At 60.6% G+C, this 23,901-nt stretch carries 23 protein-coding genes and 3 pseudogenes; 5 read left to right on the top strand and 21 right to left on the bottom strand.

The window, feature by feature from the left end; translation table 11 throughout:
- Positions 1 to 40: 40 nt before the first annotated feature.
- The 8 genes from O1Q03_RS01760 to O1Q03_RS01725 form a co-directional block, all read right to left on the bottom strand.
- On the bottom strand, positions 41 to 1,201 hold the full coding sequence (locus O1Q03_RS01760; RefSeq protein ID WP_269501324.1) for an HlyD family efflux transporter periplasmic adaptor subunit: 1,161 nt from the start codon (positions 1,199 to 1,201) through the stop codon (positions 41 to 43).
- Between the two features lie 78 nt (positions 1,202 to 1,279).
- Positions 1,280 to 2,794 carry an efflux transporter outer membrane subunit gene (locus tag O1Q03_RS01755; RefSeq protein ID WP_269501323.1) on the bottom strand — a complete coding sequence of 505 codons (1,515 nt, stop codon included), beginning with the start codon at positions 2,792 to 2,794 and terminating at the stop codon, positions 1,280 to 1,282.
- A gap of 57 nt (positions 2,795 to 2,851) precedes the next feature.
- A complete protein-coding gene (locus O1Q03_RS01750) occupies positions 2,852 to 3,346 on the bottom strand; it encodes a MarR family winged helix-turn-helix transcriptional regulator (protein ID WP_269501322.1) in 495 nt (164 codons plus the stop codon).
- 131 nt (positions 3,347 to 3,477) lie between these two features.
- Positions 3,478 to 4,383: a LysR family transcriptional regulator gene (locus tag O1Q03_RS01745; RefSeq protein WP_269501321.1), complete on the bottom strand. Its 906-nt coding sequence runs from the start codon at positions 4,381 to 4,383 to the stop codon at positions 3,478 to 3,480.
- A 242-nt stretch (positions 4,384 to 4,625) separates the two neighbouring features.
- Positions 4,626 to 4,787 carry a hypothetical protein gene (locus O1Q03_RS01740; protein WP_269501320.1) on the bottom strand — a complete coding sequence of 54 codons (162 nt, stop codon included), beginning with the start codon at positions 4,785 to 4,787 and terminating at the stop codon, positions 4,626 to 4,628.
- A gap of 610 nt (positions 4,788 to 5,397) precedes the next feature.
- Positions 5,398 to 6,663: a porin gene (locus tag O1Q03_RS01735; protein ID WP_332112492.1), complete on the bottom strand. Its 1,266-nt coding sequence runs from the start codon at positions 6,661 to 6,663 to the stop codon at positions 5,398 to 5,400.
- 151 nt (positions 6,664 to 6,814) lie between these two features.
- Positions 6,815 to 8,473, bottom strand: coding sequence for a long-chain-fatty-acid--CoA ligase (locus O1Q03_RS01730; protein WP_269501319.1), 1,659 nt, complete (start codon positions 8,471 to 8,473; stop codon positions 6,815 to 6,817).
- A gap of 162 nt (positions 8,474 to 8,635) precedes the next feature.
- Positions 8,636 to 10,765 carry an alpha/beta hydrolase fold domain-containing protein gene (locus tag O1Q03_RS01725; RefSeq protein ID WP_269501318.1) on the bottom strand — a complete coding sequence of 710 codons (2,130 nt, stop codon included), beginning with the start codon at positions 10,763 to 10,765 and terminating at the stop codon, positions 8,636 to 8,638.
- A 62-nt stretch (positions 10,766 to 10,827) separates the two neighbouring features.
- Between O1Q03_RS01725 and O1Q03_RS01720 the strand changes: the two genes are divergently transcribed.
- A complete protein-coding gene (locus O1Q03_RS01720) occupies positions 10,828 to 11,526 on the top strand; it encodes a TetR/AcrR family transcriptional regulator (protein WP_269501317.1) in 699 nt (232 codons plus the stop codon).
- 364 nt (positions 11,527 to 11,890) lie between these two features.
- Here O1Q03_RS01720 and O1Q03_RS01715 read toward each other — a convergent pair whose 3' ends face one another.
- The 9 genes and pseudogenes from O1Q03_RS01715 to O1Q03_RS01675 form a co-directional block, all read right to left on the bottom strand.
- Positions 11,891 to 12,325, bottom strand: coding sequence for a carboxymuconolactone decarboxylase family protein (locus O1Q03_RS01715; RefSeq protein ID WP_269501315.1), 435 nt, complete (start codon positions 12,323 to 12,325; stop codon positions 11,891 to 11,893).
- Positions 12,326 to 12,497: 172 nt separating this feature from the next.
- On the bottom strand, positions 12,498 to 12,950 hold the full coding sequence (locus tag O1Q03_RS01710) for a VOC family protein (RefSeq protein WP_269501313.1): 453 nt from the start codon (positions 12,948 to 12,950) through the stop codon (positions 12,498 to 12,500).
- An 86-nt stretch (positions 12,951 to 13,036) separates the two neighbouring features.
- Positions 13,037 to 13,933, bottom strand: a complete 897-nt coding sequence (locus O1Q03_RS01705; RefSeq protein WP_269501311.1) for an NmrA/HSCARG family protein — start codon at positions 13,931 to 13,933, stop codon at positions 13,037 to 13,039.
- A 116-nt stretch (positions 13,934 to 14,049) separates the two neighbouring features.
- A complete protein-coding gene (locus O1Q03_RS01700; protein WP_269501309.1) occupies positions 14,050 to 14,628 on the bottom strand; it encodes a YceI family protein in 579 nt (192 codons plus the stop codon).
- A 64-nt stretch (positions 14,629 to 14,692) separates the two neighbouring features.
- Positions 14,693 to 14,824: pseudogene (locus O1Q03_RS01695) on the bottom strand (YceI family protein); the annotation flags it as partial.
- A 148-nt stretch (positions 14,825 to 14,972) separates the two neighbouring features.
- Positions 14,973 to 15,623 (bottom strand): annotated as a pseudogene (locus O1Q03_RS01690) (alpha/beta hydrolase); the annotation flags it as partial.
- 15 nt (positions 15,624 to 15,638) lie between these two features.
- Positions 15,639 to 15,923 (bottom strand): hypothetical protein, encoded by a 285-nt coding sequence (locus O1Q03_RS01685; protein WP_269501308.1) that lies wholly within the window; start codon positions 15,921 to 15,923, stop codon positions 15,639 to 15,641.
- A 114-nt stretch (positions 15,924 to 16,037) separates the two neighbouring features.
- Positions 16,038 to 16,157 (bottom strand): annotated as a pseudogene (locus tag O1Q03_RS01680) (NAD(P)H:quinone oxidoreductase); the annotation flags it as partial.
- Between the two features lie 28 nt (positions 16,158 to 16,185).
- On the bottom strand, positions 16,186 to 16,884 hold the full coding sequence (locus O1Q03_RS01675; RefSeq protein WP_269501528.1) for a pirin family protein: 699 nt from the start codon (positions 16,882 to 16,884) through the stop codon (positions 16,186 to 16,188).
- 175 nt (positions 16,885 to 17,059) lie between these two features.
- Between O1Q03_RS01675 and O1Q03_RS01670 the strand changes: the two genes are divergently transcribed.
- Positions 17,060 to 17,320, top strand: coding sequence for a LysR family transcriptional regulator (locus O1Q03_RS01670; protein ID WP_269501307.1), 261 nt, complete (start codon positions 17,060 to 17,062; stop codon positions 17,318 to 17,320).
- Between the two features lie 107 nt (positions 17,321 to 17,427).
- Here O1Q03_RS01670 and O1Q03_RS01665 read toward each other — a convergent pair whose 3' ends face one another.
- Complete coding sequence (locus O1Q03_RS01665; RefSeq protein ID WP_269501526.1) at positions 17,428 to 18,330, bottom strand: LysR family transcriptional regulator; 903 nt, start codon at positions 18,328 to 18,330, stop codon at positions 17,428 to 17,430.
- Positions 18,331 to 18,436: 106 nt separating this feature from the next.
- Between O1Q03_RS01665 and O1Q03_RS01660 the strand changes: the two genes are divergently transcribed.
- The 3 genes from O1Q03_RS01660 (at position 18,437) to O1Q03_RS01650 (ending at position 20,764) form a co-directional block, all read left to right on the top strand.
- Positions 18,437 to 19,351 carry a pirin family protein gene (locus O1Q03_RS01660; RefSeq protein WP_269501306.1) on the top strand — a complete coding sequence of 305 codons (915 nt, stop codon included), beginning with the start codon at positions 18,437 to 18,439 and terminating at the stop codon, positions 19,349 to 19,351.
- On the top strand, positions 19,287 to 19,835 hold the full coding sequence (locus tag O1Q03_RS01655; RefSeq protein WP_332112491.1) for a DoxX family protein: 549 nt from the start codon (positions 19,287 to 19,289) through the stop codon (positions 19,833 to 19,835). Before O1Q03_RS01660 ends, O1Q03_RS01655 begins: the two co-directional genes overlap by 65 nt.
- An 89-nt stretch (positions 19,836 to 19,924) precedes the next feature.
- A complete protein-coding gene (locus O1Q03_RS01650; protein WP_269501304.1) occupies positions 19,925 to 20,764 on the top strand; it encodes an aldo/keto reductase in 840 nt (279 codons plus the stop codon).
- 374 nt (positions 20,765 to 21,138) lie between these two features.
- Here O1Q03_RS01650 and O1Q03_RS01645 read toward each other — a convergent pair whose 3' ends face one another.
- The 3 genes from O1Q03_RS01645 to O1Q03_RS01635 are packed head-to-tail and all read right to left on the bottom strand — an operon-like array spanning position 21,139 to position 23,877.
- Complete coding sequence (locus O1Q03_RS01645; protein WP_269501303.1) at positions 21,139 to 22,248, bottom strand: Gfo/Idh/MocA family protein; 1,110 nt, start codon at positions 22,246 to 22,248, stop codon at positions 21,139 to 21,141.
- Between the two features lie 55 nt (positions 22,249 to 22,303).
- Entirely contained in the window at positions 22,304 to 22,813 is a 510-nt protein-coding gene (locus O1Q03_RS01640) for a nuclear transport factor 2 family protein (RefSeq protein ID WP_269501302.1), read from the bottom strand.
- A gap of 20 nt (positions 22,814 to 22,833) precedes the next feature.
- Positions 22,834 to 23,877 carry a cupin domain-containing protein gene (locus tag O1Q03_RS01635; protein WP_269501301.1) on the bottom strand — a complete coding sequence of 348 codons (1,044 nt, stop codon included), beginning with the start codon at positions 23,875 to 23,877 and terminating at the stop codon, positions 22,834 to 22,836.
- Positions 23,878 to 23,901: the final 24 nt, after the last annotated feature.

Raw genomic sequence — 23,901 nt, 5'->3', positions numbered from 1 at the left:
GCGCACTTTGCTGCGCGTCCGCTCGTCGGGCGACGCGAAGTCATTTGTTGGCGGCGATGATGTCGGCGATCGCGGCATCGGCCTTGTCGCCGTACTTCGCGAACACGTCGGTCTTGTAGGTCGACGGCGGATCGGCCTCCGGGCCGGCACTGCCGTGGTCCTTCACGTTGACGTCGACCGTCATCGACAACCCCACGCGCAGCGGATGCTTCTCCAGTTCGTCGGCCGGGATCTCGATCCGCACAGGCAGCCGCTGCACGACCTTGATCCAGTTGCCCGTCGCGTTCTGCGCCGGCAACAGTGACAGCGCCGATCCGGTGCCCGGCGTGAAGCCCACTACCTTGCCGCGGTAGACGGCGGACGAACCGTAGACGTCGGCCGTTAGCTCGACCGGCTGTCCGATGCGGATCTGGCGCAGTTGCCACTCCTTGAAGTTCGCATCGACCCACACCTGATTCAGCGGCACGACCGACATTAGCGCGGCACCCGGCGAAACGCGCTGGCCGACCTGGACCGAGCGCTGTGCGATGTAGCCGGTAACCGGCGCCGGCAGCGTCGTGCGCGAGTAGGCCAGATAGGCATCGCGTACGCGCGCAGCGCTCGCCATCACGTCGGGGTGCTGATCGACCGTCGTGTTGGACGTCAGTGCGAGATTCGAGCCGAGCTGCTGCTTCGCGGCGTCAAGCGCAGCCTGCGCCGATCGGACGGCGTCCTTTGCATGCGCGATGTCCTCTTCTGACACCGCCCCAATCATGCCGGTCGACTGGCGGCGCCGCAGATCGTCCTGCGCCTTCGCGAGATCGGACTGCCGCTCCGCGATGTTCGCGCGGTACTTGTCGTCGTCGACATACAGGCCGTGCACCTTGCGCACGGTCCGGCCCAGATCCGCTTCCGCCTGTTGCAATGCGATCTTCGCGTCCGCGGGATCGATCTGCACGAGCGGCTCGCCGGCCTTCACGATCTGCGTGTTGTCCGCGTTCACTGCGATGACCGTGCCCGACACCTGCGGCGTGATCTGCACGACGTTGCCGTTGACGTACGCGTCGTCGGTTTCGACGTGATAGCGCGCGTCGAGGAAGTAATACGCACCGTATGCAGCGCCGGCGATGCCGAGCGACGCGGCGACCAGCGCGAGCAGCGCCTTGCGCTTGCCCGGGTTCTTCGGTGCTTCGTCGGTCGGTTGCGAATCAGGGGTGTTCATGAATGGCTCCAGGCAAAAGGTGAAATCACGGTTTTTCGTTTGGTGCGGGATACGTGCACGTACCGCTAAAGCAAGCAATCAGTTCGTCGCAGCAGGCCGGGACGGCGCGGGAATCGGTGTTTCGGCGGTCGCGGCCAGACCCGCCTGCGATGCATCGAAGCCACCGCCGAGCGCCTTGATCAGCGCGATCTGCTGACCCCGGCGCCCCATCTCGAGATTGACGACGGCCGTATCGGCGGCCAGCCGGTTGTCGTCCGCGTTCAGCACCTGCAATTGCGGGCTGAGCCCCGACCGGTACCGGGCCACCGCGAGTTGATAGGCCGTGGTTTGCGCATCCAGCGCCTTGCGCGCGTCGACCAGTTGCTGATCGGTCGAGCGGATCTGCGTGACTTGCGTGGCGACGTCGGACAGCGCGCCGATCAGCGTCTGGTTGTAGGTCGCGACGTCGTAGTCGAAGTCCGCGTAGCGGCCCTTGAGTTGCGAGCGCAGTGCGCCGGCGTCGAAGATCGGCAGGTGAATGGCCGGAGTGGCCTGAAACTGCCGGCTGCCCGCCGTCAGGAAGCGCCCCCAGCCGAACGCGTCGAGCCCCGCCGCCAGCGACAGATTGACGTCGGGATAGAACTCGGCCTTCGCTTCCTTCACGTCGTGGACGGCCGCATCGACTTTCCAGTAGGCCGCGACGATGTCCGGCCGACGCGACAGCAGGTCGGCCGGCAGGTTGTCGGGCAGCGCGACGACGTCGCCGCCGTGCAGCGACGGGTTGGCGATCGCGAGGCCGCGGTCGGGGCCTGCGCCGAGCAGCGCGCCCAATTGATAGCGCACGGTCTTGATCTGCCCGTCGAGATCGCTGACGCTCGAGCGGCTCGTCGCGGTTTCGCCGTAGGCGGTCTGCCGCTCGACGTTGCTGTCGAGCCCCGCGTTGACGCGCCCTTCCGTGATGTGCGCGATCGTCTCGCGGTTCGAGACTTCGTGAACCTGGATGTCGCGCAACGCATAGAGCAGCGCGAGCTGGTTGTAGGTGCTCGCGACCGACGCGGCGAGCGTGATGCGTACTTCCTCGGCTTCCGCGTCCGCCACCTTCTGCGACGACACCGCCTGGTGCAGCCGCTCGCGATTCTTGCCCCACAGATCGAGATCCCACGACACGCTGGCCAGCAGGCTGTTCTCGCTCTGCCATGAGCCGCCGTACGGCGGCGGTACGATGCCGTTTTCGGTGTACCGCTGGCGCGTCCACGTATAGCTGCCGTTCGCATTCGGATAGAGCGCCGATTTCGCGGTGCCGATGTAGGCGGATGCCTTTTCGATCCGCGCGCGCGCCTGGTCGATCGTCGGATTACCGCGCAACGCTTCGTCGATCAGCGCCGGCAACTGCGGATCGCCGAACTGGCCGGCCCAGTTCATCGCGGGCCACTTGCCGCCCTCGGCCGGCAGGCTCTGGGTCGCCTCGTACTTCTCCGGCGCCGCGATCTGCTTGTCGCTGTGGATGCCGGCGTAGTTCACGCAGCCGGCCAGACTGAACACCAGCGCCGCAGCGATCCATTCCTTACGAATACCCGACTGCGGCCGGGGGTGCGAGTGATAGGTCGTTTCCATTTTCATTTCCCTCTGGTCGTCAAGTCATTGAACCGATAACAAGTGCATATGCACACATTAGCCAGGCATGTTTCGTGTATCAATATCCGGATTGGCATGAATGAGTTGCCGGAGTGGCCAACTGTCCGACGTGTCGTGCGTCATTCGAAACAGTTCGCGGCGCAGACGCGCCGCCTGCTGTGAACCGAAATCGCGTTCGAAGCTGGCCTGCGCGGCCGCCCAGTGCACGGCGGCTTCATCGAGCTTCTTCGATCCATCTTCGGTCAACACAGCCTGGAGCCGACGTTGGCGGTTCCCTTCTGCCGGCGTCGCCACCAGCCCGCGCCGCAGCAACGGCTTGAGCACCCGTACCAGCGTCGTTCTGTCCATTACCATCGCTTTCGCGAGTTCGGCCATGGTCAGCCCTGCGTTGACGGCGAGCGTGCCTAGGATGCTGAATTGCGTTGGCGTGATGTCGACGGCGGACAGATGGTGCTCGTAGAGCTTCGAGATATGCCGCGAAGCCTGGCGGAGCGCGAAACAGTCATCGTCAAGGAGGTTGATTGAGTGCATGCACACAGCGTAGTACCGCACTCTGCGGAGAACGATGGCGGGTGGGTTACAAGATTGATATCAATTCTCGCAAGAATGCACGGACGATCTCTCGGCACGGGTGGCTGCGGCCACGACGACATGGGCGTCGCCTATGCAGTTCCTGGGACGTCGAAGAAACCGACCGCGTGCTCGATGAACGCACGAACCTTGGCAGGGAGCAGTGTCCGGCTGCTGTACGCAAGCTGGATCTCGATGCCGTCGTCGACGAGCGGGAAGTCGGCCAGCACCCGGACCAGCGTGCCGGACGCCAGTTCGTTTTCCACCAGCGCCATCGGCATGACGCCGAGACCGAACCCCTGCAACACCATTTCGCGGTTGAATGCGGGGCTATTCGACGAAATGTTGAAATGCTGCGCGACGACGAGATCGTCGCCGTCGATCCGGAAGCGCAACTCCGGTTGACGGATCGACGGCGAGATCGGCACGAAGCGATGCGCAGCCAGATCCGACGGATGGACGGGCATCGATGCGGTTTTCAGGTAGTCGGGCGTCGTGACGATAACGAGCGGCATTCGATCGAGTCGCCGCACGACGGTCGTCTCGCTCACGATCATGAACGGGACGACGATGCCGAGGTCGTACCCCTCGCCGACCAGATCGATCGGCCGTTCCGTCAGCGTGACATCCAGCTTGACCTTCGGATGGGCCCGTTCGAACGCGGCGATCAGCGGGACGAGCCAGTAGACCGTCGCGGTCGTGTGTGCGACGAGGCGCAATACGCCGCGCACCTCGCGCGTCTGTGTCGCGACGTCCGCTTCGATCGTGTCGACCTCGTCGAGAATGCGCACGCAGCTGTCGTAGAACCGTTCCGCCGCTTCGGTGAGCGACACGCGGCGCGTCGTCCGGTTCAACAACCGGCACCCCATCCGCTTCTCGAGCGCGGAAATCGTCCGCGACACCGCCGGCGGCGCAATGCCATGGTGATCGGCCGCGCGGGCGAAGCTCTTCAGTTCGACCACGGTGCGGAAAATACGCATGCTTTCGATATAATCCATGGCCGCATCTCGAGAACGGATGGAAGTCGGACGAAACACCGGAAAAAGTCTTCATCACGCTACTCCGGTGGACCTCGTACTTCAACCGAGAAAACCGTTTTTGAGCAGTTTCATCGCCGTTGGTCAGCAATACACGCTACCGGTGGCGGGCGCGAGTTCGCGCTCGACGACGTCCGCCGTGACCACAAACACGTCACGCGCCGCGCCGTGCAGGTGTGGATAGGTTGACTGCTATCGCGGCATCATTCCGAAGCATCCTTGCCATAGCTCCGGTTCGGATTGTCTACGCTCGCGCCACCCATCATCGATCGAAGTGATGACCCGATCCATTTCTCCGCCTGGCCGACGATGTCGTCGATAAGCGCCTTGACGGTCGGCACGTCGTGAATCAAGCCGGCAACCATGCCGCAACTCCAGGCGCCTGAATGCAACAATCCGTCGCGCATTACTTTCGGATAAACACCGGTCACCTGATCAAGGATGTCGTCGATACAAAGCGTGCTACCTTCTCACGCTCAATCTCCAAAAGACGCGCCACACCTGCATTGTTGACGATCTCTTTAACGATGAGTTGCTGCGCGAGTGGAAGCTGACGACTTGCCTCTATCTTGCAAGCGCAGATAGCGCACCCTCGTAGACATCAACTTCGCATTGAACTGCTCCAGGAATCCTGGTAACAATATTGCAGGCCCAGCGGATAGATGAGCATACGTGGCTTCACCCTGGCGGGTGGAGTTGCTTTGCGGTCCGCGGAATATTCGGGCGCCGCCGCCCTGAAGGTCACGCCGCTCGTCGTGACTACGACGCGACGACGAGCTGCGCCTCCGTCGAAGCCGCGGCAATTATGCGCCGATAAGCCCACGGCATATCCGGCCACGCTTGCTCCCGTGTTCATCCCGATCGGTCGCTGATTCGATATCGGCATCGGCACACGCGCGTGCGGCCCGTCACCTCACGCTGCTTGCGCAACGATGTCCACGCTGAAGCAGTTAGAAGATGACGGTACGGCAACCCTCAAAACATATGCCGCAAGCCAGCCATGACGCCGAATTGCGTCGTTCTGAATGCCGAGCTCACGGCATTCACTCCCTGGAACTGCGCGCCGACCAGGCCGCCTCGGTACAGCGAGTAGTCGGCCTCGAGATACGTATCCGTGCGTTTCGTCCAGTTATAGTCCGCGAGCAGCTGGAATTGCGTCGCGTTTCCATCGGATGACTGACTCTTCCCTGTCTGGATCGTACGCCATACGTTCGCGGAAAAATGAGCGGCTGCCCCAACCGGCTGCGTTACCGCACCGAAGAACATCTGTCTCGCACTGAACGTGTTGAATTTGATCGCGGTCAATTCGGCCTCGCTGAAGGGACCATTCGGGAAATTTCCAACGAATGCAGCGTCCTGCCGATTCACGGCCCAACCCGCAATGAGCATCGTGCTACCGACCGTATACGAACCGCCGGCACCCCACGATTTGAAGTGCGCCGAACTGTTTACGGCATCGCGCGAGTCCAGGTATGCGACGCCGACGCGCAATGGAGCGGTGGGCGAATACAGCATCGAGGCCCCGATCTGGCTCCCTGCACCGAACGCGCCAGCGTTACCGCCGAACGCATATGACAGTTCGATCGTCAGATCCTGCCATCGGGCTGCGTACTTGACCATGTTGCTGGTCCATACGCCTTGGGCCATCATGACTTCCGGCCGGAACTGGTAAAAGGTCGGAAGCCACGGATTGGTCACGAACGCACGCATTACGACGTCGGACAGCGGATTGAACTGCCGCCCCATCGTGAGCGATCCGAAGGTATTCGATTGGACCCCGACGATCGCCGTGTTGAACAATGGGTAAGCGGGATCGATGGCCCCAGAGTTCGAAAGAAAGCGATCCTCGATCTGGAACAGCACTTTCGTTCCGCCGCCGATGTCTTCCATGCCCCTGAGTCCGAAATGACTCTCGCTGGCGCCGCTGACAAGGCGAACCTGGGAATCGCCAGCCCGGTCCGCATTCGTCGTGTATCGGATTCCGGAATCCACAAGCCCATAGAGCATCACCGATGATTGGGCAGCCGACGAAGTCGAATACAGCGCCGCGACGGAAATCGCGCCCATGAACATTGCCCCAGTCGAACGCGTGCGCCGTCTACCCGACGGCGAAACCTGCAATTCCAGCCGCGCGCCCGCGCCCGCGCAGTGAGTGCTTTTCGCTCGGAGCCGGCATCTTCCAGCCTCCTCTCTTCTTCGTTCCAGAACAGCGTCGCGGAGCAATCTTCCAACCAGCTTCATGCATGTTCTCCAATTTTTTATTACTTTGCACTGCGAATCATTTTTATCAATTTGGTCGAGCGGAGACTCTTCTGCCATTTGACTGACGCTGCCGGTCGTAGTGCAGGTCCGTAATCAAGGACAGCACCAGAACGGTTCAAGCGCTACGGCGCTACGCTTCCGCTTCCTGCAGAAGTCTCCACTGAATCTTTCCGCTTTCCGTGCGCGGCAAGCTGACGACGAACTGGATCACGCGCGGGACCTTATAGGACGCCATGTGCTCACGCGCCCAAGACACGATGTCGTCCTCCGTCGCATGGGCGCCGCTGCGCAGCACAATGACAGCCTTGACGGACTCGCCACGACGCGAATCGCGGGTCGCAATGACGCACGCCTCCTGGATGGCGGGATGCTCGAACAGCATGGACTCGACCTCAGCCGGCCAAACCTTGTAGCCGGAGGCATTGATCATGCGTTTCAGGCGGTCAACGACGAAAAAGTACCCGTCGCTGTCGACGTAGCCGAGATCTCCCGTACGAAAATACTTCCTGTCGCCAAGCAATACGAATGCATCCCGCGTGGCATCCGGAGCATTCCAGTAGCCGCTGAATACCTGCGGCCCGCTCACGATGATTTCACCCGTTTCCCCGTCGCCACATGGTGCGAGGGTGTTCGGATCGACGATCAGTGCAAACGTGTCGAAGACCGGAACACCCATGCACTGCAACTTGCTCTGCAGTGGCGGATTGATGTGCGTCGCCGCCATGGTTTCGGTCAGCCCATAGCCTTCGACATACGGGATACCCAGGCGGGCACGAATCTGTTGCGCAACGGCTTGCGGCATCGCGGCACCGCCGCCGCTCAGGTAGGTCAGAGAGCGCAAATCGAACCTGTCGAAATCGGCCAAGTTGAGCAAGTCGATGATCATCGTTGGAACGGTGACCCATGTGCTCACCCGATGGCGCTCAATCAGGCGTGCGGCGCATTTCGCGTCCCACCGCGTCATGATCACCATCGTTGCGCCGATAAATAGTGGCATGTTCATGCAGTTCTGCATGCCAGTCACATGGAATAGAGGAACGGAACACAACATCACGCTATCGTTCGCAAGATTCGGCCATTCCGCGCATGAAACGGTCGAATGCATCACGCTTCGATGCGTATGGATACAGCCTTTGGGACGTCCTGTCGTCCCCGACGTATACGGAATGACTGCCTTATCGTCTGCCTGCGCCGTGTGCTCACGTGCTGCGCATGCAAAAGCCAGCGCTTCGCCCCAACCGACGATAGCAACGCGATCGCCGACGGCCGGAGTGCGATATCGCGCACTGTCCTGCATCAACACGTCGGGCAGTGGCAGGTCGGTCCGGTCGGGCAGGTAGTCGGCATAACGTGCGCGGATCACGTGGTCCAGGCAGCCGCACGATGACCCGACATATTCCATCAGTTCCTCTCCGACAAAGGCAACACGGGCACCGCTGTCTTCGACGATGTGTTGCAATTCGGAAGCCCGATTCATCGGATTGATGGGCACGGCGACAGCATCCGCACGTAGAATCGCGTAGAACGCGATGATGAACTGCGGGCTGTTCTGCATGTACAGCACGACGCGATCGCCTCGAGCTACCCCACAGTGCTGCTGCAGAAATCCCGCCAATGCTTCCACTTCACCTCGCAGCTGCCCATAACTAATGGAGCTTCCGTAGTACAGGATGGCGACTTGGTCGGGATGGCGGTTCGCCGATGCATCGAGATTGGCGTACAGTGACGTCGCCGGCACAGATAAATGGCGCGGCATGCCGACCGGCTGGCGCGATGATTTTTCCGTCATGTCTGCTCCGAACAATGGACCATGAAATGCAGCGAGATTGCGCTGTGTATCGGGCTCTCGCGCGCCCGTCACGGGCACGGCGCCCGTGACGGCATGCGCGATCCGCGGCGCCCGAATGGTTCGCGCAGGAAACCGCGTCGCGCGACGCGTGCCGCCGATAGCTCACTTGCGCAGCAATTGGCGACTCCATTGGCCGATTTCCTCGAGCGTATCGGCAGCTTCGGGCAAGAACGGGAAGATTGTGAAGACGTGCACCGAGTCGTCCACCATCTTCAACGTGACGTCGACACCTGCCGCCCGCGCGCGCTCCGCAAAGCGCGTCGCGTCGCTTTCCAACACCTCGCCGCGCACGGCCGAAACGAATATCGGCGGCAGATCGGCGAGATCCGCGAACAGCGGCGACACCATCGGATCCGTTGGCTCGTGGCCCTGAAAATAGGAAGCGACGAGATTGGAGAGCAGCTCGCGACTCGCTGCCGGGTCGTTGCCTGAATTGGCGGTGACTGTAGGGCCCCCAAGCGTCAGATCGGTGAGCGGACAAATTGCAATGACACCGCCCGGCAAAGGCATGCCAGCTCGGCGCAACGCCGCTGCCAACGCCAACGCCAAGCCGCCCCCGGACGATTCGCCGCTCAAAAACACCGTCGATGGATCTATCCCCGTGGCGAGCAACCCTCGATACGCGCTTAGCGCGTCGTCGAACGCCGCCGGATACGGATGCTCCGGCGCAAGTCGATAGTCGACCGAATAGCACGGGCCGTTCATGACGTGCGATAGACGATTCGCGTATTCGACGGAGCTTCGTGCCGAACCAAGCACATAACCGCCGCCATGGAAGTGCAATACGGTTGCCGTGTGTCCTGCCCCGGCGGCCGTCACCCGCAACGCGCTCACTCCGTGGAGATCGACTTCCGTCGCATCGGTGCCGCCGGGCACCGGAAACTGCTCCAGCAGGAACCGTTCGTAAGCCGCACGTTGACCGCGGTCGCCACGGGCGATGTCGTCCGGCGTGAATACCTCTTTCCATAAATCGAATGCGCGCTGGCTTTCGGGACGTGCCATCCGCTTGCCTTCGCGCGCCGCGCTCAGCCCCACAACCTCACCGGCCGGCAATTTGACCGCTTCGAGGATGTCATGCCCCCACGCGAACGACCACGACGCCTCGGCGAGCGGATCGATTCGCGACAGGCCTTTCAAGCGTCCGTTGCGCTGGCGCACGCGCGCTTCATCGGGCTCGTGCGCCCAATCGACGACGAATCGAGCTCCCGCTTGAATACGCGTGGTGCGCGGCTGACGACGTTGCTGGTATTCCTGCAACGCGTCCTGGATACCGGTCGAACCGTGCTTACGAAGGCAAGTGGCGAGAACCCACGCGTCTTCGATCGCCTGGCAGGCGCCTTGCGCAAGATACGGCACCATCGCATGGGCTGCGTCGCCGAGCAGCGCGATTCTTCCGACACTCCACCGCTCGATCGGATCGCGGTGATACATCCCGGTGATGAACGAAGAGTCGACGGCCTCCAGCATCCTTTGCACGGTCGGCTCGGCGCCTTCGAACGAGCGCCGCAGTTGCGCGACGTCCCCGGACTGCGTCCACGATTCACGGCTCACTTCGGTCGCCGGCACCGATGCAAGAATGCTATAGAGGTCCTTACGGACCCAATACGACACGATGTTGCGGCCGACGCCGAACCAGTTGTTCCCCGCAACCGGCAGCTTCAGCCCGGTGAGCCGGTCTGCTGGAATCAGGGAGCGCCACATCAGGATGTTGGCGAACTGCTTCTCCTCGGGTCCGCGCAACGCCGTTCGGACAGCGGAGTGAATGCCGTCGGCACCGATTACGGCGTCGCCGCGAATGACCTCACCATTCTGCAGGGTGACATAGGCCCCGTCGGCGTCCTGGGAAACGGAAGCGCATTCGGCACCGAGGCGAATCACGTCGCGTGGCAACGCCTTCGCCAGCAGATCGACGAGATCGGCCCGGTGAACGTTATAGAGCAGCGCGCCGTAACGCGCCTCCGCTTCCTTCCCGAGCGGTGCCACATACAACAATCGCCCCGTAGACAGCTCGAGATAATCGAACCGTTCGGGGACGGTAGCAACCGCCGCCAACGCGGGTTCCAGCCCCAATTCACGTAGTACGATCGTACCGTTGGCCGCGATCTGGACCCCCGCACCCACCTCCGTCAACTGGGGCGCCCGCTCCAGTACAATTGGCTCGATTCCGTGGCGCAGCAACGCCAGAGCGGTTGTGAGCCCACCAATGCCTCCACCGACGACAACGACTTTCATGCTACTTTCTCCACTCCAGTTAGTTATTTAAGTGTAGTTAGTTAACCAGAAACGGTAAAGTAATGATCGCATCAGGAAAAACCCTTCGGTCGGACGGGGCCGAAACTCGCACGCGCTTGAAAGAGGAAGCCCAGCGGCTTTTCGCGTTACGCGGATTGGATGGCGTGTCCGTTCAGGACATCATTTCCGCTGCCGGACAGCGCAACAGTGCGTCGTTGCGCTATTACTTCGGCAACAAGGTCGAGCTGGCCCGCGAGCTGGTTGTCGACGGGGCCAGGCTCATTGACGAGGATCGGCAAGCGAGACTCGACAGCCTGGAGGCGACCGGAGAGATTACTGTGCGTTCGGTTCTGGATGCGCTGATCAATCCAATGCTCGATCTGGCCGAACGCACGGGCCAGGCGACGTACATACGCATGATCGCCAATCTGCAACTCAACAACCGGGAGTTCCTTCGCGATGCGCTGGATAACAAGTGGAATCTTGGTTACCAGCGCTGCAATACTCAACTGCGACGCCTGCTTCACCATATCCCGCCGGCGATAGTGGACCATCGCCTCTCGCTCGTCAGCATCTACGGCAATGGCGCGCTCGCCGCGTGGGAGGCCAGTCGCGACGACAAGGAGGGCAGCCGGCTTTGGTCGGCAGCTTATGCGGTAGCCAGTATGACGGATACGTTCGAAAGCATGCTCTGCGCTGAGCCCTCGAAAGCGACAGTGGCGCTTTTAGGAGAATCCGGCGGCGACGGCGGCGCCCGCTGACTGGGAATGTGAACGGTTCTTTCTCGACGCGGAGGCTGACCATCGGGCGTAGTGCAGAAACGCCGCGTCAGCGAACATTTACACCCGCATGCCGCCGGCAAGCTGGTTAGGATCCAAGCCCGATCATTCGGGTATTCCCGTGCGTACGCAACTCGAGAAGCGCCGGCTGGGACCAATGACGCGGCGTTTCCCCCGCTGGCTCGGCGTTGTCAATACTACGCGCAAACAGGACCCAGCCCGACTGCCGCCACCAGCAATCCCAGCAACAACGGCGCGCGGGCCCCCAAGTGCATCACCCGCTTCGCCGACAACCCAAGTGAAGCAAATCATCGGCGCTCAACCCCGGCCGAGTCGAAACGCCCGATCAGGCGTCCATCTCGGTTTGCGCGTAATTGAGGAAATATCCGGTGAACACTGTCAGCCCTAGAAATGCGAAAGCTTCCGCCAGATGCTCGTCGCTCCAGCCGGCTTGTCGGGCGGCGCTCCACGTCCCATCGGTAACGTTTCCAGAATGGGCCGCTGCCTCCCTGACCACGCTTGTCAGCACGTCAATTTTCGCGTCGTTCGTCGCGGTGCCTGCCTGCAATGCGGCGATTTGGTCGTCGGTCCAGCCATTCATGCGCGCAAATCGGCTCGCGATATCGACCATGTAGGCATTGCCGACTGTGGCCGCGGTGGCGAGATTCAACGCCCAACTCACCTTGGGCTCGAAAGTGCCGTGCTCAGCAGTCACGGTGCGCAACGATGCGTATGCCGCCAGCACCGCCGGAGTATGCGCCATCTGCGCGTGCAGGTTCATCGGACGCCCTGTCGGGGAGGACTGAGCGATGGCTTGCAAAATGGGACGCGACGCAGCGGGTGCATCGTCCACTGTATGATACGGAATCCTATTCATCTCAAATATGTCAATTTAAACATTATGAACGCTCTTTATAATTCTTGAGCATCGCCCACAAGTCATGCGAACAACGCTAATTCTCCGACATCCCCTTTTCCGCCAGCTCCCTTTTCGCACTTTCGTTCTTGGTCAAATGTGACAGACCCATACCGCGCAGAACGTTCGGAGCCTTGGTGAACTGAATATTGTCGTAGCCAACGATCTCGATCCGATTTCCCCACGGGTCGAGAAAATCCAGAAACGGACCGTCGAGCAACTTGACTCCCGCTGCCTTCAGGGCGGCGTGCGCCGCCGCCTTGTCGTCGACGACGAGGCCGACATGTCGGCCATCATCCACTGGCTGTTTGCGTCCTGCCTGCAATGCGATAAATTGATCGCCGAGATCAATAAACGCCATTGCCTTGCTTTTCCCGCGGAGTTCAAATTCGAAGATTCGGCCATAGAACTCCAGCGCTTCGTCGATATCGCCGACTTCCAGCGCTACGTGGTTGAAGCCGATTGCTCTCGGTTTTGCGAAATCAGTCATTGGATTTTCCTTGTGCAGTGGATGGAAATTTCACAGACGCGATCACAACAATGTTCAATCGCACGAAACGAGACATTTTCACGTGGTCAACTGATCGTGAAGTTGGCTTTGGCCCATTCCGCAAATTTCGTCGGCTGGCGGCCAGCGACCTGGTTCGCGAGCGAGATCGCCTCGCGCGAATCCGAGCCGAGATAAGTGTGTGCTTCGAAATACTCGAGCATCGCTGCGACGCGCTCGGCACCCGGAAACCAGCCAGAAAAAACGTCGTGCGGAACTTGCTTGAATACAAGCTTGTTTCCCTGGCGATTCAGAATCTCGATGATTTCGTTGAAGCTTAGAAAATCACCGACAAGCGGCAAATACTCACCGTGCCCCACGAGATTCGGATGTGCGAACGCACCAGCCACGATGCGGCCAAGCTCAGTGACGTCGCCCATGTGGAAGACTCGTCGCGCGGGATCGAGCGGCAGTGCCCAACCCACGGCGTCGTCCGATTGCTTCTGAGGGGCCATGACGCCGATCAGATTTTGATAATAGAATGACGCGATAACAAACGTGTGGCTGGCAAAGCCGGCTTCGCTCACGATACGCTCAACTTTCGCCTTGTTCGTGAAATGCGGGACGTTGATCTTGCCGAGGCTGATCGTTTCCACGTTCGGAAGCGTCGACCAGATGAAATGCTGCACGCCAGCGCCCTTCGCCGCGCTGACGGCGGCAAGCGCCTGGTCGAATTCCTCGGTGCCTGCTTCCCACGCGTTCGTCACCAGGAAAACACCATGTGCGCCGGAAAATGCGGCCTCGAGCGTTTCCGGACGATTGAAATCCGCCAGAACGACTTCGTCACCGAGCGTCGGATGCTTGGCCGGATTACGGGTCAACGCGCGCACTTTGAATTGGCCACTCTCCTGCAGCGCGCGCACCACCGCACCACCTTGCTGGCCAGTTGCACCGACAACGGCGATCAATTTTCGGGTGTTCGACACAATTGCTCTCCACTCAATATTTTACTGTGGCGCTGCAGCGTCACGACGCAAGTGCAGCAGTCTCCGTCTTCGGCGATGTGATCGCCCGTAGCAGTTTCATGAGACCAGCCTCCGGGTTATTGCTTGAGTGCTTCAGCGGATATGAGCAGTTTGGTCTTCATATTGAAGCCGTACTGCTTGCCGTAGTCGAGGCCGAAGTCGTCGCGGCTGAATTCGCCGACCGCGTCGACACCGCACACTTCACGCTTGAGCATCGGATGCGGCATGCACTTGAGCGCATCGATCTTCAGCGTCAACGGCTTCGTGACGCCGTGCATCGTCAGGTTGCCGACCACCGCCACCGGCTTGTCGCCGTCGAACTTGATCGTGCCCTTGTAGTTCGCCTGCGGGAACTTCGCCGCATCGAAGAACTCGGCGGTCTGCAGGTGCTCGTCGAGCTTCTCGCTGCCCGTGTGGATCGACGCGATGTCGGTCGTCACGTCGACCCTGCCGGTCTTCGCCGCGCGGTCGAGCGTCACGGTGCCGCTCGACTTGTCGAACTTGCCGCGCCAGACCGACAGGCCGCCGATATGGTCAGCCTCGAAGCTCGGGTACGTATGGCTCGGATCGAACTGGTACGTCGCGGTGGCGGCGAACGCCGAGAATGACAGCGAAGCGGCCAGAGTGCCCGCGGCGATGATCAGATGCTTTTTCAACTCTTTCTCCTTGGAACAGCGCCGCGCCATCGCGCGGCAATTGGGTGACGCGAGAACTCGCCGCTTACTTAGTGGCGACGAGATGGAACTTGATCTGCACTTCGTCGGCGACGATCGACGTGTCCTTCCACTCGCCGGTGCCGATGTTGAACGTCGAACGCTTGATCGGCAGCACGCCGTCGAAGGTCATCGAAGACCTTTACCGGCAGGTAAACTAATCACGTTGCTCAGGGTAGTTCGAGCATAAGAGTCTGCTCACCGCAAAGAAAACTCTTCACAAGCTCCTATCACCCGCTCGAACCTGTTCCGAACGGTGCAGCGCCTCGCCATCCAGATCAGTGCAATCACGAATCGGCACCGTGCAGCAGTCGTTCGGCAACGAATGCACCGATTTCGTCTAGCGCTTGCGCCGACGCGTGCAATCGCCCAACGCTGCCGGCAAACCCGTGCGGCATCCCCATCCAGACATCAAGTTTCGCATCGACACCCGCAGCAATTGCCCGCTCGACAAACCGGCGTGAATCGTCAAGCAACACCTCGTCGTCTCCAACATGGACGCGAACAGGGGGCACGCCCGATAACCGGGCATAGAGCGGCGACGCCAGCGGATGTTTCGGATCAGCCGTTCGCAGATACGCATTGACTAGCTCGGCCACCTGCGCGCGCGTAAAAAGCGGATCGGCATCCGCACGCGACTCGTAGGTGTCCGCAGACAGCGTCAGGTCGGTGACGGGCGACAACACAGCTACGCCGACTAGTGTCGCGTCGCCGACGATACGCGCAGCGAGTCCGAGCGCGAGGTCGCCCCCGGCCGAATCCCCCGTGACGGCGATCCGGCGAATTCCTCTTTCGACGAGTCCTCGATAGCTCGCCAATACATCGTCGGTGGCCGCCGGAAACGCATGCTCGGGGGCCAGCCGATAGTCCGGGATGAAGGCCTTCGCTCCGGCCCTTGTTGCAATCTGCGAAACAAAATGGCGAAAGGCGGCAGCAGACCCGAAATTGAACCATCAGGCATGCAGGTGGAGGATCGCATCGTCGGATCGATAATGCCGCGGATACACCCAATAACCGGGCACCCCGCCGATCGTGTCGAATTCAAACGTGGCGCCATCGTGCGGCAACACGCTCTCCATCATCGAATCAAATGAATCTCGCGCTTCGACACCGATTCGTATGCCTTTCGCGGCCCGCATGCCGGCTCGCATCTTTGCAATGACGATCGCATCAGATGGGTCGAGAGCATGCGTCACCACAAAATCCGTCGAAGCGTATGCGGTAGAAAGATTCTTCATCGTCAGCTCATTCAAATCGCAAAGTCATGACAGCAACGGTTCTTGGCGACGGTCGGGACAATGTTTTCCCGCCCGTTGCTTGCACGCCTGCCAGACGATTAGTGGTCCCGACGCTCAGCCGAACAACTTGTTGGCGGTTCGGGCAATCAGCTCGCCCTGATGACGCGCGCCGGCGAGCTCGATCCCGGTCGGCTGCCGCTGCCCCTGCCCGCCCGCGATCGTCGTCGCGCCATACCGGCCATCATCAAAGAAGTCAAGGCACTCAGCCGGCGTCCACCATCACCAACTCAGAATTTTCGAGGGCAGAAATTTCGACAACCGATACATCCGCGATCACCGCGCCGTCGAGCTGACCTACGCGTTCGCCGTTCACTACCACGCTTCCCGACGCGACAACGAGATATGCATGGCGAGTCAAGCTCAACTGCTGCTCGATCTTCTCGCCCTGCTTCAGCGTCGCGCCGAGCACGCGGGCATCCGCACGAATCGCCAGTGCGCCCTCGTCGTCGGGAAAGCCACTCGCCAGTACGACGAAGCGGCCGGACCGGTCACTCTTCGGAAAGCGTTTCGTTCCCCATCCGGGCGTTCCACCGCCTGCACGCGGCACCAGCCAGATCTGATAGAGCTTGAGCGGAATGTCGCCCATATTGAATTCGGCATGGCGGATACCCATGCCAGCGCTCATCACCTGGACGTCGCCTGTGCCGATCGTTCCTTCGGATCCCAAAGTGTCACGATGGCCGAGAACCCCTTGTCGAACATACGTGATGATTTCCATGTCGCGATGACCATGCATCGGAAAACCACTGCCAACGGCAATCTCGTCATCGTTCCAGACAATCAGCGGGCCCAATGCACCGTGTTCGAGATTGCCGTCGGCGCTGACCGCGAAATGGTGTTTCGCGCGCAACCAACCGATATCTCGGCTGTCCAGTGACGCCCATCGTCGATGGATAAGCATTTCCGAATCCTTTTCCTGTCGCCCGCTGCGCGGGTCGTTGCTGGCCGGCGCCGCATTGACATCTGCCAGCACCGCGCGATGTGAGTATGCTAGGCGCGCAACGATTGTCTGCATATCTCCGCATTTAGAACGTATCTTTGCTTCTCATAGAACGATCTCGACGCGAGGACCACCCGTGAACCAGATCACCGACCTCAACGATCTCCGGCCCTTCGCGGAAGTGATCGAACATGGCAGCCTCACGGCAGCAGCCCGCAGCCTCGGCGCGCAGACGTCGAGGCTCAGCCGGTGCATCCGCGCGCTGGAAGAAGAGTTGGGCGTGCGACTGCTGCATCGCACGAGCCGCAGCGTGTCATTGACTGAGACCGGACGGCGGTTCCATCAACATTGCGTTGCGCTTGTCGCAGAATCACGCTGGCATGGATGGAAGAGCTAGCGCCGCCCGAACTGAACGAAGTCGACAACGCGCCGTCGGGACAGCGAGACAAGACAGCGCGGCGGGCGCTGCGAGCAACAAGCAAGCCCGAAGCCGGTGTGTCTTCGTCACTGCGGTACAGCACCGTCCTTCAGCGCCTTCATGAACCACGCGCCGGCGGGACCGGGCGGCTCATCCTTGCGATATACGACAAACATTGGCAGCACTGGTATTGAAGGCTCGAATTTGTCGAGACGGAGCCGTTTTAGCACGCCGGACTCGAGGTCCTCGCGCACCATCGACATCGGCATGTGCCCCCATCCAAATCCGGCCCGAAGAAACACATGCTTCGTATGCATATCCGCCAACTTCCACGTGAACGGCGACAAGACCTCGAAGTTCTTGCCGATCGTCATATCCGTGCTATCGGTGAGCACAAGCTGAACGTGGTGCTCGAGCTCGTGCGTCCTGAAGACACGATCGATTGACGCTAGCGGATGTGTGCTTGCGACGACGGTCACCATGCTCGCGTCCAGAACTTTCTCGGCAGCCAACTCGTCGGGAACGAACGGCATTGATCCGATAATCCCGAGACGACAAGCACCGTCCAGCACTCGCTTCGTCACGCCACCCAGCGCCTCGACAGAGAGGCGCACCGGTGTATCGGGGAACACTTGCGCAAAGGCGTGGACGGCGGCGGTCAGCCGGTCCATCGGATAGAGCGCGTCGACTGACACAGCCAGCTCGGGTTCGAGGCCACCCGACAAATCCCGAGCGCGGGCCTTGAATCCGTCCATTCCGCGCACGACGGCACGTGCTTCGCTGATCAGCACCGCGCCTTCTGCCGTCAACCGCGGATAGCGCCCACTACGGTCGAACAGCGTCACGCCAATCTGCCCTTCGAGATTCGCAAGCGTCTGGCTGACGACCGACTGCGCGCGGCGCAGCCGGCGGCCAGCAGCGGAAAAACTTCCCTCGTCCGCTGCTGCTATGAACGTACGAAGCTGATCAAGGGAAACACCATCCAGCATATGTATCGCTCCTGACGATGGAACGCATCGAAATATTTTGGCTTCTTCTTCACGCGAGCAACGGCTAACCTGCACTGACATAAACCCGACAGGGAACATCAGCACCATGTCTTCTCCGACGGCCAAATTGATCCATTCGCCCGCGCGATCAGGATACGATTCCATCGCCACAAACGATACATTCAGCGTTGAAACGCATCTTCCCGCAACGAGAACGATCGTCGCGCGAACGGCAGGAACGCAGCACGGCCCTGTCAACCGAGTGTTCAGCCCCGGAGATCTCGGCGAACTACTGAAACCTTTCGTCTTTCTCGACTACTTCGAGATTCCTGCCCATACGGGAACGGCATTCTCGATGCATCCCCATTCAGGCATCGCGACGACGACGATCCTCCTCGAGGGCGAAATCCGCTACGAAGACACGACGGGCGCATCGGGGCTCATGTCGGCAGGTAGCGTCGAGTGGATGAACGCCGGCGGCGGCGTCTGGCACGATGGACGCCCGGCGGGCCGCGGCCCGGTACGCGGTTACCAGCTATGGATAGCATTGCCCCGCGAGCAGGAGTTGGCGCCGGCTCAAAGCCAGTACCTGTCTGCAAGCAGTATTCCGCAAGTCGGACCGGCAAGGGTCATACTTGGCCACCATCAGAACATTCAGAGCCCGGTCGCGGCGCCTGCCGGGATTAACTACCTGCACGTGAAGCTGTCGGACGAACAGGTATGGACCTATACGCCGCCGATCGGACACGAGATCGCGTGGGTCAGTGTTCAGCGCGGCTCACTTCGGGCCGCCGGACAATGGCTCAGCGCGGAACTGGCCGTATTCAGCGAGTCGAGCGGTGCGCTGACGTTCAAGGCCCGTGGAGATGCAGAGTTCGTGCTCGCGTCGGCCATCCCTCATCCATACAAACTCTCGCTCGGCTATTACTCCGTCCACACGTCGGAGGAAGCGTTACGTGCCGGCGAACGACGAATCGCCGAAATCGGTATGCAACTTCGCCGTGCCGGGCGAATCGGCTAGCCTGACCGTCTTTATCGTCACTTCACCAATGATCAGGTATAGAGCCGGGGACATGCCCGACGCGCAGTCGCTGTATCGCGATATCGGTGCGCTTGCTGGGCGTGTTCTCATCGCCGCCGGGTTTATCGCCAGCGGAATCGCCAAGCTCGCCTGGCCGTATACCGCGTCAAGCTACATCGACTCGTTCGGGCTCCCAGCGGCCGGGCCAGGATTGATTTTCGCGATGCTATTCGAACTCGCGTGTGGCATTTTGATGATCGTCGGCTATCGAACTCGCGCTGTTTCATCCGTGCTTGCTTCGTATTGCATCGCAACCGCCCTCATTTTCCATCACACGCTTGGCGATTTGAACGAGATGCTTCATTTCGTGAAGAACCTGATGATGGCCGGTGGCCTACTCGGTTTCTCGGCATTCGGTGCCGGCAAGCTCAGCATCGATAGTCGTGTCAGCCGGATATCGGCGCGCCGGTTGCCGATTTCCTGACCGAGAGCCCGGCTCGACAAATCCGGCCGTCGACTTTACGTCAACGCGCCACATACTCCTTCTACCGGTCCGTTCACGAATAATCGATCATGCAAACCGTTCATGCAGGCGGAGCAGTCATTCCCGCCCTGGGTTACGGCACCTATGGAATGCCGGCACTGGACATTTACCGCATTCTTCCAGCCGCCCTCGATGCTGGCTTCCGCCATATCGACACCGCGCAAATCTACGGCAACGAAGCGGCAATCGGAGAATGTATCGCCGCCTCCCACATTCCCCGATCGGAGGTCTTCGTCACGACCAAGGTCTGGGTCAGCAACTATTCGGCGCGAAATTTCGCGGCCTCTGTCGACGATAGCCTTCGCAAGCTCAAGACGGACTATATCGACCTCCTGTTGCTGCACTGGCCAAGTTCGACCGTTCCGCTTGCAGAGCAAATTGAAGCGTTGAACGCGGTAGCAAAATCCGGGAAGGTACGTCACATCGGCGTCAGCAATTTTAATCGTGCGCTGCTGGCTGAGGCCATAAAGCTTTCGACGATACCGCTTGTGACCAATCAATTCGAATACCATCCGTACCTGAAGCAGTCCAAGCTGATCGAAAGCACGAGACAAGCGGGGCTTGCGGTCACGAGCTATTGCGGTATGGCAATCGGCCGAGTCTTTTCCGATGAGGTGCTCAAGGAGGTTGCGGCACGCTACGGCAAGACGGTCGCGCAAATCGTGCTGCGCTGGCTTGTGCAACAAGATGGCGTCGTCGCACTTTCGAGAACATCGAAGGTCGAACGGCTCGCGCAGAACACTGCAATCTTCGATTTCGAGCTGGCCGACGACGACATGTCGGCAATACATCGACTGGCGACGCAAAACAGCCGGATTGTCGATCCGCATGGGCTCGCGCCGGAATGGGACAGCACGACGCCTCGGTAGCGGAGAGCGTCGCGTTCCTCGCGTTCCTTAAGGAAGCCTCGAGCAGCATGCGCACGGCCGCGGGCTCGCTTCGTACATGCCGATGCGCGAGGGCGAAGCGAATTCAAACGTCGCGATCGTCCTCGAAAACGCTAGCTTCCGCAGTCGCATAAGGGCGACGAAATAATGGTCTATTCGACGCCCCGCAACGACCGCGAGCGGCCAACGCGAGACGGGGCCTGTTCGACGCTGCCTACTCGGGGGAAAGCCGGTCATGCCTATCATTGGCGCGGCGCAGCAGCCAACGTGATCCCACCTGATGGAGTCTTCGCTGGCATACACTTCGCGCCCCGTCCGGCTAACGTCCCGACTGAATACGCATCTGCTCAAATATGTCAGGCGATTTGAATCCTTCGACCGGTTGCGTTGGATTCTTCGATAGCATCAAGCGTTCGATGCAATCCCAACGCGTCGTCAAAGCTCGGCGCCGTGCGAGCGCCGGTACGCAGATCATCACCCATCATCCTGTAAATTCCCGCGACATTGCGGGCGGTGACGGCGCCATCGACGCCGAAGTAATACGAATCCGGAACCGGAAGCTCTTGGTAGCCGTCCGTACCTTTTCGGCCGCCTTCGACGCGTAAGGGTGAGATGTTTATCACCGGCGCCTGTTCGACCGCCGCCGTGATGCGCAAGTCGCCTTCGCTGCCATTGATTTCCCACAATAGCCCAGTACCACGCGGCAGCCCGCCGCACAGTTGCATAGACAACGGCACGCCCGACTGAAGCACAGCGTTGATCATTACGTGATCGTGGGTACGCATCGGAACGCTCTCCCCCGTTCCGATTTCGCTCACGACCTTCCGGCGTTGCGATAGCACGGCATCGACCTGCCGGACCGGGCCCAAGACCCACTGCACCGCAGCAATAGCATGCCCGCCGATTACCGAAAGAAGGGTTGCGCCGTTTTTGGAATCCATTGCATAGGCGTCGCCGTACGGAATCTGCTCGCCCCAGCTGAATCCTGCGCCGCTGTATGTCGACGACAGCACATCGCCGACGTAGCCTTCGGCAATCAGCCGGCGAACGAATGCGACTTCAGGCGAGGCAAGCGCTTGCGTTCCCGTGACTGCGACCACGCCTTTCTCGGCCGCGAGTCGTGCGAGTTCAGCGGCTTCTGCTAAACCGTTGCCGAGCGGCCATTCGCAGTAAACGCTTTTTCCGGCCCCAAGCGCCGCCGATACCACCTCCCGATGGTATGGAACCTTGACGGTCACAATGACGACATCGATGTCCGCGGACGCTACGAGCTCAGCCACGCTCGCGAAGGCCTGCGGAATGCCGAAAGCGGCCGCTGCCGCCTGCGAGCTCGCGAGGCTCGTGTTTGCCACACCCACCACCTCGAACTGATCAGCGAGCGCGCGCAATGCGGGAATGTGTGCGGTAGCGGCCCACCCGCGGTCAGCGCTCAGGCCTACGATACCCACACGAAAAGGTTTATCCATTATTTCCTCGAAACCGTAAAATGATCGCGATCCGAAACTCGGGTGCCGGGCCGGATCAAATAAACCCGTACCTGTATGACGGATCGCCTTTATCGCGACGCCCGACGTTGGAGTTCTCGATCGGCGCCAAATTGCCGGGAACAGGATCCATACGCTGGGAATCGAGTACGACCACCCGGTCGGCGATCCGCCATTCCCCATTGCGCCGCTCCATACGGTCGACGTACCGGATGTACACAACCCAGTCCATTGCCGGCTGCTCATCTGTCGGCTTCGTCCGGTGAAACGCGTGCGCGTAGTGCTCGGCATATGCGACATCACCGTCAAGCTGAACATACTGATTGCCGGTGAAGTGCTGCGTGCACTCGAAGTTCGGCAACAATTCCGCCGCCCATTCGATAAACCCTTCCACCCCGCCGTTGTAAGCGCCGTGACGATCGACAGCGTCAGGGTGATAGCACGATCGAACGAGATCCCAGTCCATCCGATCGATGCCCCGGCAGTAGCGAATATGGACGCGCTTGATCTCCGCCTCGTCCAGAAATTGTTGAAGCCGCAAGTCCACTTTGTCTCCCCCGTTTTGGTCTACTTGCCGACGCTTGGGTGCGGCCCGTATTCGCCCGTCTCCATCAGTTGCGACGCCGCAATTGCCTTCGGCGTCCAACGGAGCAGTGCGCCGGTTTCCAGCAACCATGCCTGATAAGTCTCCGGGATGTCCTCGGGCGGGCCATGATGGATCACACCCTTCGGTACCCAAGTCAGGGTGCCAGGTTCCGTACACCCACCCCACGCCCCGGGTCCGCGCACATAACAGATCACCTCGTCGAAATCCGCGTTGATATGAATCGGCGGTCGACTCGACGGGCGCGAGCTAAGATTGAACATCAGGACGTCCCCGGCGTTGGATGCGAGAAAGTGACTCGGTGGCCCGCCGTCCGGCAAATAGGTGAGTACCTGGATCTTGGACAGGTTGATCTTCCACACCGGAACCGATTCCGACAACTGCACGCCAAGAGATAGCGGGTCGTGCGGCATCGTGAAAACCGTGTTTTCTCCGTCGGTGGCCTTCAGAACCAGCTTCGTTGGGCCGCCCACCGGAATGTCCTGACCGACCTTTGCGTAGGTCACGTCTCGCCCGAGGTTGAGCATCCCTGAAGCTGCCGGTGGCGAAAATTTCAGGGCTGACGGGCTCTCGACGATAACGCTGCGCATCTCGTCACCGACGGGCGCGTAACGGTACGCCACCGACCGCGGAATGCAGACAAAGTCTCCCTCCTCCGCCGTCAGGCAACCGACGTCCGTTTCGAATTTCACCGTACCGGACTGGATGAAATGGATCTCGTCCGCTTCGACGTTACGTACCACGTATGGCATGGGTTTGCGTCGACCGGAGACGTGCAACTTCACGCCCTGCTTGGATGTTGCCACGGTGGTCGGAAACGCCGCGGCATCGTCATGATCGTCCGGCTTCAACCAATCGAGCACCGCGCGACGCGGCACGTGAGGCCCTTCTGCCGACAAGTAGTCAGGTGCGTAGGTCGAGCGCGTCACGACCGATAGTGCGCCCAAAAAACCGTCCCGGGTCCACAGCTGCACGGCAGGCGGCTCGCTATTTGTCTTATCAGTCATGGATCAATTTCCTCTGTTGCACGG

It is taken from the genome of Burkholderia sp. IMCC1007 (assembly GCF_027257875.1).
Lineage (GTDB): Bacteria > Pseudomonadota > Gammaproteobacteria > Burkholderiales > Burkholderiaceae > Burkholderia.
This window is presented reverse-complemented; position numbering and strand designations above follow the sequence as displayed.